The sequence below is a fragment of the Leekyejoonella antrihumi genome, from assembly GCF_007845645.1.
In the GTDB taxonomy this organism is placed as follows: Bacteria; Actinomycetota; Actinomycetes; order Actinomycetales; family Dermatophilaceae; genus Leekyejoonella; species Leekyejoonella antrihumi.
The window spans coordinates 1-8,563 of the sequence record NZ_VCQV01000070.1; the positions used below are offsets into that span (position 1 = coordinate 1).

7 protein-coding genes are annotated in these 8,563 nt (G+C 61.6%); 1 reads left to right on the forward strand and 6 read right to left on the reverse strand.

Features of this window, described 5'->3' with window-relative positions; translation table 11 throughout:
• Positions 1-1,152: tyrosine-type recombinase/integrase (locus FGL98_RS23990; protein WP_146321269.1), on the reverse strand; the 1,152-nt coding region annotated here is incomplete at its 3' end.
• 231 nt (positions 1,153-1,383) lie between these two features.
• Here FGL98_RS23990 and FGL98_RS23995 point away from each other — a divergent pair.
• Positions 1,384-1,974, forward strand: coding sequence for a putative transposase (locus tag FGL98_RS23995; protein WP_146321270.1), 591 nt, complete (start codon positions 1,384-1,386; stop codon positions 1,972-1,974).
• A gap of 89 nt (positions 1,975-2,063) precedes the next feature.
• Here FGL98_RS23995 and FGL98_RS24000 read toward each other — a convergent pair whose 3' ends face one another.
• The 5 genes from FGL98_RS24000 to FGL98_RS24020 all read right to left on the reverse strand — a co-directional run bounded on the left by FGL98_RS24000 (position 2,064) and on the right by FGL98_RS24020 (position 8,433).
• Entirely contained in the window at positions 2,064-4,364 is a 2,301-nt protein-coding gene (locus FGL98_RS24000; RefSeq protein ID WP_186526365.1) for a xanthine dehydrogenase family protein molybdopterin-binding subunit, read from the reverse strand.
• A gap of 68 nt (positions 4,365-4,432) precedes the next feature.
• Positions 4,433-4,933 (reverse strand): (2Fe-2S)-binding protein, encoded by a 501-nt coding sequence (locus FGL98_RS24005; protein WP_146321274.1) that lies wholly within the window; start codon positions 4,931-4,933, stop codon positions 4,433-4,435.
• The gene (locus FGL98_RS24010) at positions 4,930-5,823 is read right to left on the reverse strand and encodes an FAD binding domain-containing protein (protein ID WP_222432392.1); all 894 of its coding nucleotides are present in this window, start codon (positions 5,821-5,823) and stop codon (positions 4,930-4,932) included. The genes FGL98_RS24005 and FGL98_RS24010 overlap by 4 nt, the downstream gene beginning before the upstream one ends.
• Before the next feature lie 43 nt (positions 5,824-5,866).
• A complete protein-coding gene (locus FGL98_RS24015; RefSeq protein WP_146321278.1) occupies positions 5,867-6,853 on the reverse strand; it encodes an ABC transporter permease in 987 nt (328 codons plus the stop codon).
• Positions 6,850-8,433, reverse strand: a complete 1,584-nt coding sequence (locus tag FGL98_RS24020) for a sugar ABC transporter ATP-binding protein (RefSeq protein WP_146321280.1) — start codon at positions 8,431-8,433, stop codon at positions 6,850-6,852. Before FGL98_RS24020 ends, FGL98_RS24015 begins: the two co-directional genes overlap by 4 nt.
• Between the last annotated feature and the right edge of the window lie 130 nt (positions 8,434-8,563).

Here is an 8,563-nt window from a genome sequence, read left to right on the forward strand (position 1 = left end):
GACGTCCACCCGCAGGTACCGGCGGGTGGTGTTTGCGTCGACATGGCCCAGCACGGCGCCGATCACCGGATACGCAACCCCGGACTCGAGCATCCCGACCGCTGCGGAATGACGCAAGGCATGCAGTCCGCGGTGCCGCCCGGATACCTCGATCCCCGCCCGGGCGAAACTCCCGGACACCACCTGGTGAAAGTGATTGCTCGCGGCGGGCGGCTGGTGCGGGGCCCGGTGGCGCAGGAACACGTGTTCGTCCTCGATGTTGGGGCGCTCGTTCTTCCAATAATCGATGATCGCCAACGCGCACTCCTCCGGAAGCGGCAGGTCGAGTCGTCGGCCAGTCTTGTGTTGCACCAACGACAATCGCCGGTTTGCCCAGTCAATCTGGTCGAACCGCAGCCCCTTGATATCTGACGACCGCAGCCCCAGCAGCGACGCGAGCAGCATCACCGCCCGATCCCGCAGCGGTGACTCGGACTGGTCACCGGCCGCGGCCAACGCCCCGGCGACCTCGCCCGTCCGGTACACCGATGGCAGCACCGCGTCCCTGTCGAAGACGATCACCGGGAACATGGCGGCAAGGGCCGGATCGGCGCCGTGTTCGCGCACCGCGAACCGCAGATACTCCCGCAGGAAGTACAACTGGCCAGCACGGGTGGAAGCCGCCATCGACGCCAGCGAGCGAACATACGCGGACACATCGACGACGCTGACCGCCGTCACCGCCTGCACCCCCTGCCCGGCCAGGAAGACCAAGAACCGGCGCAGCATCCCCGTCTTGGCGCGCACGGTCGCTTTCGCCAGCTCGCGTCCTGTCAGCGACGATGCATACGCCGCGAACTCCGCCGTGAAGACCTCCGGCACCGGGACCCTGCCGCGCACCGCGCGCAACGCGAACCGACCCATCTCGGCCACGTCGAACAGGCCGCTGACCGCCCGGCGATAGAACACCTGCCACTGCTCGCCACCATCCGCGCCGACAGCCGCACAAAACCGGGCAGCAGTCTCTCGGTCCGGGTCTTCAACCCCGCTCGCCGCGCAGTACTCCCCGAACTCAACCCAGATGCGCTGGTAACTGGAACGAGAGCCAGGCGAGTAACCGGCCCGACCCATGAACGCGGCCGCGTGAGCGGCCAACTCGGTGACTGTAGACATCGAGATCAACCTCCTTGGTCAGATGACATGACCAACCAAGGAAACCCCGTGTTATGCGAAGAAGCCGGGCTCCACCAAGCCCCCTACCAGCCCAAACACCAACAACTTCACATAACCGAAGACTTCACATCAGATGAGTTATGCGAAGCTTCGCATAACTCATCCAGGCATAATTTCGCCCTCGACGCCCTGGACTGCTACACCGACCAGCCCGACGACTCGGACCGGTTGGTGCCCAACCCCGCCAAGAAGCACGCCGGGCAGGCTGTCGATCGGGCCCGCACTGAAGTGGCCGCCGCCCAGGCCGGGCTCGCCACGGCGATCGATAAGGCCACCGTCCAAGCCGGGCGCCGCCGCAATCACGGCACCGCGACCGTCAACCCGAGAGCCGGGCAGGCCCTGACCGCGGCACGCGACCGGTTCGCCGACGCCAAGGCCGACCGGCGCGCCGCGCCCACTCACGTGCCACTGCGCGAGGTGCGTGCCGGCGCGCGGATCTTGGACGAGGAGACCAAGCTAGTCACTCACGCGATACGGATGTCCGCCTATAACGCCGAGTCCACCCTCGCTCGGATGCTGCACGGACACTACGCGCCCGCCGATCACGAAGCACGCGCCCTGCTCCGCGAGGCGTTCACCCTGCCCGGAGACATCCACGTCGCCGGCGACCGGTTACACGTAGACCTCGACCCGGCCACCGCGCCCCGACGCAGCCGCGCCCTGGCCGCCCTGTGCGAGCAGCTGACCGCCACCGAGACCGTCTACCCCGGCACCGATCTCAAGATCGTCTACACCGTCAAAGACCCCACGAACAATTCATGAACAATCCCACCATGTCCAGACCCCTGGAGCCCTGGAATTACCGTCACTGATTTGCCGATGAAGGGGCCGTCCAAAATGCGACTGTAATACTATGCGGATCCACTCATTGCCTCGCGCGCTTCGTCAATCAGATCCAACACCTTGCTTGGCCCCAGTGGAGTGCTATGCACTCGCACACCGAATGGACTAAGCGCATCCGCAACGGCATTCAAGACCGCCCCTGGGGTCGCGATGACACCGGCTTCCCCAAGACCCTTGAAGCCCCCGGGAACGCCAGGAGCAGGGGTTTCGAGGTGACCAATCGCGATATCCGGTATCTCCATAGTGGAGGGGTATAGGTAATCGAGAAGACTAGCCGACATGAAGGCGCCGTCCTCGTTGTATTGATGCTCTTCCAACAAGGCGTCTCCAATACCCTGCGCGACCGCCCCCGCCACTTGGCCCTCGACGATCATCGGATTGAGCATTGTGCCGCAATCCTCGACAGAAACGACCTTCTCTACCTGGATCTTTCCCGTTTCGATGTCAACCACTACCACCGCGACTACGCATCCATTGCCGTAACTGCCACCAGGTGCCGCCGAGCTTGAAACGGAAAGTGCGCCCTCCTCAAGGTCCACGGCGGCTGCTCCACCTCCCCAGTGCACGTAGGCAGCGATATCCGCGATGGTCTTGACCACCTCTGGAGCACCTCGTACAAACGCCTTTCCGTGGGTTATCTCCACGTCGTCGACATTCGCTTCAAGCATGTCCGCAGCAAGTGCCACCAGACGGCGCTTCATCTCATGGGCGGCTCGCCCGATGGTTGCCGCCCCGATGAGAGCGCTCCGGCTGGCGTACACCCCTGCCGAGAAGGGAGTGCTCTTGGTGTCGCCTTGGACGACTCGGACCTCCTCGATACGCGCGCCGATACCGTCCGCGGCCAACTGAGCAAACGTCGTTTCGTGACTTTGCCCCTGGGAGTTCAGTCCAGACATGACATAAATGGAGCCGTCCGCCTGAATAGAGATCGACGCAGTGTCGTAGTACTCCCCTGGGTATCCCAACTCGTTTCCGATGCGTCCTCCGAAACCGGTTGGCTCGACGTATGGGCTGACACCCACGCCTACGTACTTACCCTGGTTGCGCTGCTCAATCTGACGTTCGCGGATCCCGCGATAGTCCGCCATTTCGGTTGCTAACTCAAGAGATCTGCGGTAACTGCCGCCATCGTATCGAGGGCCGATCACGCTGTCATAGGGAGTATCCGGGATACAGTTCTGGAGGCGCAACTCGACAGGGTCACGACCGATAGCCCTCGCGACGTCATCGACGAGCACCTCACGAACAGTCTGTCCAGGCGTCCAACCAACGCCGCGATACACCCCAAGCGGAGCCTTATTAGTGAGTGCCGTTTCCGCGACGTAGCTCGCGGCCGCAATATCGTAGATGCCGGTCATACAGTTCACGGACCCTAAGGACTCGTGATGCGCCTGGAACGGCGGCATCGAGTACGCACCCGGATCACTGAGATTTTTCGCTCGCACCCCCAGGAACGTTCCGTCTTCAGCCACAGCCATTTCCATGTCAATGTCGATCTCCTTGGCGTGCGAACTCGCAGCCAGGTTTTCGTAACGATCCTCAACCCATTTGACGGGCCGACCAACCAACCGCGACACCGCCGGAACCACAATGTCCTCGGGGTAGACGCTAGCTTTGAGGCCGAAGGCACCACCAACCGCAGGCACCATGACCTCGAGCTGAGTTTCAGCCAGTCCCAAAGGTGCCGCAATAAGGGCTCGAAGCAGGTGAGGCATTTGCGACGAATTCCACACCCGCATCGTGGACGTGCCCGCGTCCCAGTCGCCGATGACGCCGCGGGTCTCCAATGGCAGCGCACCGACACGGCCGTGATGGAAGGAGACCTTGACCACGTGCGCCGCCGCGGCGAACGCATGATCGATGTCTCCGCCGGATCGTTCGATGCGGGAGATGCGGTTATCCCCTAGGTCCGCGTGCAAGATCGGGGCACCTGGTTCGAGGGCCGCCCGGGCGTTGGCGACCACACGCAGCTGCTCGTACTCGACGTCGACTAGTTCGCAAGCATCCTCGGCGATGTAGCGCGACTCAGCCACAACAACCGCGACCGCTTCTCCGACAAAGCGGACCTTGCCGTCAGCCAAGACGGCTCTCAGCGATGACTTTATCTCGGGCCGCGGACCAATCGCTTGTATTGGACCGACTCCAGCCAGGTCACCATGAGTAAAGACACCCACTACTCCGGGCATCCCCCGAACCTCTTCCACGTCGATCTGGACGACTCGAGCATGCGCCATCGGGCTGCGCACAAACGCAGCGTGCAGCATCCGGGGCAACTCAATGTCGTCCAAGTAACGTGCCAGGCCACGCATCAGACGTGGATCCTCGGACCGGGCGACTCGCGCTCCAACGTATCTACCTGCGGACATGTCACTCTGAGTCATTGATCGCTCCCATTGACGCCACGGGCACGCAAAGCCGCGTCCTTGACCGAGGCGACGATTCCGACGTATCCCGTGCATCGGCAGACGTTGCCAGAGAGAAAGTCACGGATCTCGGAGTCCGAGGGATCGTCATTCTCGCTGAGTAGTGCTTCAGTGGCCATCAGAAAGCCTGGCGTGCAGAAGCCACACTGCAGTCCGTGACAGCGACGGAAGGACTCCTGAATCGGGTGCAGCTCGTCACCGTTCGCAAGCCCTTCGACGGTACGAATCTCTTCACCTTGAACCTGCACGGCGAACGTCGTGCAGGACCGAGCGAGTCGTCCACCGATCAGGACTGTGCAAGCGCCGCAGACTCCCTGCTCGCAGCCCACGTGCGTCCCAAATAGTCCGAGCTCATGACGTAGGAAGTCGCTGAGTAACGTACGGGCCGGCACCGCGGCCGACCTCTCCACTCCATTGACTATGAGGCTCACGTGATGCAACTGTTCGCAAGTCATAACATTCCTTCGTATGTCGATGGGGTCTCTGCACACTCGGCCAACGATCGTCGAACCAATGTGCCCGTCACCTTCTTTCGATATCGAGCTGAGGCGTGGCTATCGCCGGGCGGCTGGACCGATTTGCGAACCTCAGCTTCGACGTTCTCGAGAAGTTCCTGGTCGTCGAGCGGGGAACCTACAAGCATTGCCTCCGCAGACCTGAGACGCATCGGGACCTCTCCGGCGCCCAGAGCCGAGACTCGTGCAGCCGCGATCCGGCCGCTCCCATCCAGGTCAATGACGACGGCAGCGCCAACGATCGCGAAGTCACCGTGCCGCCGGGCAATTTCTTGAAAGGCGGTACGCCGCAAACTTGGATCCGGCGCAGGTGGAACGCGGATCTCGGTGAGCATCTCGTCGGCGTTAAGGTCCGTGGTGAAAAACGACTTGAAGAACGACTCCGCTGGGACATGACGCTCGCCGTGCGGACCACTGATGACCATCTCCGCACCTAGGGCGAGCCAGACTGCGGGAAGCTCGGCCGCCGGATCCGCGTGGGCCGTGCTGCCGCACAATGTTCCGCGGCTCCTGATCGCCTCATGCCCAACCCATTTAAGAGCTTGCCCGACGAGTGGCGCAACTGCGTTGACCTCGTTCGAGTGGAGCGCATCCCGGTGCCGCACACTACACCTGAAGCGAACGCCCGCATTATCCACGGTAATTCGCTCCGACCCCGGGATGTGACAGACATCGACCAGTGCCGCTGGACGGGCAAGCCTGAAGTTCATGAGCGGGATAAGGCTCTGTCCGCCAGCGAGGATCTTGGAGTCATCACCCTCCTGGGCCAGAATATCGAGGGCATGCTGCGTCGACTCGGCCACATAGAACGAGAAGCTTTCGGGCTTCACTGTATGCTCCATTCTCCGGATATGCCGGTCTCACGTTGGCGTGTCATCGCGTCCGTCGGCGGGACCAGGCGTCAGTTGCCACCGCGATGAGCAGGACTAGACCAAAGATGACGCTTTGGTAGGTGACGCTGATGTGGAGGAGGTTGGAGCCGTTTTGAATCATTGCCAGCATGAAAATTCCGACTACGGTGCGCCACATAGCACCAGACCCCCCCAAGATCGACGTTCCACCGACCGCAACCGCTGCGATTGCGTTCAGCACCAGAGTATTCCCTCCCGCGTTGGCCAGCCCGGTGCCAACGCGGGACGCCGCCAGTATCCCAGCGAGCCCGGCCAAGGCACCACCAACGACATATGTGCTGGCCCGCAACACATTGACGCGCAGGCCGGATAGCATCGCGGCTTCCGAGTTTCCACCGACCGCGAAAAGGTAACGGCCCCAGGTCATCCGATGCAGAACCACGCCGGCGAGAATGACGACGCAAGCAAACACGATGACGGCGTACGGGACGCCGAGGATCTTACCTTGACCGAGCACTGTGAAACGTTCGTCGGTCACACTGATGAGGGCACCGTTTGAGAGCACGAGCGCGATGCCAGTGACGACTGTGCTCGTTGCAAGAGTAGCGACAAACGCGTTGATTCGGCCCGCGGTAATGACTACACCGTTGATCAACCCGACAAGTACACCGCACGCGACTCCGGCCAGCAAGCCAGTGACAACGTCGACGTTAAGCGCCACTTGAGCCGCGATGACTCCGGCGAGGCCGTATGTGGCACCGACAGAGAGGTCAAATCCGCCAGCGATAAACACCAATGTGGCGCCGCACGCGACGATGCCCAAGGCAGCCGATTGGCTGGCCATATTGACCAGATTGGTCGTCGTCAGGAAGGCTGGCGAACTGACCGAGAGCGCAACAAAAAGAACCGCGAACGCGAATACGATGCCGAAGTCGCGCAATGACCCCGACTTAGTGCGTTCCCGGACTCTCTGCGGCAAGGTTGGGCTTGCAACATCCATGGCGTTCATATGGTTCCTTTTCGGATCTCTTGACTTTCCAGAACGGACCGATGGTTTCCGGGGATCCGGGGCTGATCAGCGACCAAGCCCAGGGCAGACTGTGCGACTTGGTCTTCGCACAGATCGTGACCGGCGAGCTCCACGACGATCCGTCCTCGTCTAAGCACTAACACCCTGTTCGCTAGTCCGACGACTTCCTCATGTTCCGAGGACACAAGAACAACCGCCACCCCTTGCGCCGCAATATCGGCGATGAGCTGGTGAATGGCCGCTTTAGCCCCGACATCCACGCCTCGGGTCGGCTCGTCGATGAGTAGGACTCGGGCACCGAACGCTAGCCATTTGGCGAATAGGACCTTCTGCTGATTGCCCCCTGAGAGTGCTAGGACCGGAGCCTCGTGGTCAAGGGTGCGGACGTCTAGTTTCTCACTGAGTTGGTCGGTGGTCTTCACCTCACTTCGCCTCGAGATAAATCCCAAGGGACTATGGCGCGGAAGGCTCGCCAGTGTGATGTTATCTCGGATTGAGCGATCCATGATGAGGCCTTGGCCCTTACGATCCTCCGGGATCATGCCAATCCCATGTTTCATTGCCCACCGGGGATGCTTTAATCGCACCGGAACTCCGTCCACTGTCGCCTTTCCGCGCGTTCGGTCAGCACCGAAGATTGCTCGTAAGATCTCTGTGCGTCCCGACCCCATAAGGCCGGCTAGGCCGACGATCTCGCCCGCACGAACATCGAATGAGACATCGTCGAACACGCCTGAGTGCGTAAGCCCGCGGACCGACAGGACGACAGGTGCGGACAGGGCGATGTCAGCCTTGTCAGGCATGGACAAGTCGACGTGGTTCCCGATCATCGAAGACACTAGTGACTCAGTAGTCTCTGACGCCGCAGGTGCCGTACGGACGTGCTCACCGTCCTTGAGAACGACAACGGTATCAGCGACATCGAGCACTTCTTCTAGAAAATGAGAGACGAAGACGAACGACGTGCCTTGACTGGTGAGCCGACGCACAATCGCAAAAAGACTTCCGGCCTCGTCACGCGTGAGTGCTGCAGTGGGTTCGTCCATGACGATGATGCGGGCGTCTCTCGCGAGGGCGCGAAGAATCTCGACCTTCTGCTGATCGGCCACCCGGAGACTCCCTGCCCGGTGATCTGGGTCAAGGGTAAAGCCCACACTGTGCTGCAGTTCCTCAAAGCGGCGTCGGTTGCTGCGGCTGTTGATGTACCCATGGGCTCGGGACTCGAAGCCAAGAAACACGTTGTCGGCAACGCGCATCTCCGGAACCAGGGCGAGCTCCTGAGCCACCATGGCAATCCCGTAATTCAACGCATCGCGAGGCGATCTCAGGTCGACCTCGACATTGTCTATAAAGATCCGTCCGGCATCTGGGTGGTGCACCCCAGCGATCACCTTGCCGAGAGTTGACTTTCCAGCACCGTTCTCGCCGACGAGCGCAACCACCGCACCGGCCGGTATAACAACATCGACGCCGTTCAACGCCTGGATACCACCGAACCGCTTGGCTACACCGTCCAAGCGCATGACCGGTGAAGGCGCATCGCTAGTGGCCGCGTACATTGTGTTCGCCTGCTTCTACAGTTGGGTTGTCGTGTGAGGCGTTCGGGGGGCCGTGTCAATGGTGCCGTCGGGCCTGACGATGACGCCGTAGATGCTTTCGGCCCTGGCACGCGTGATATAGCCCTCGAGT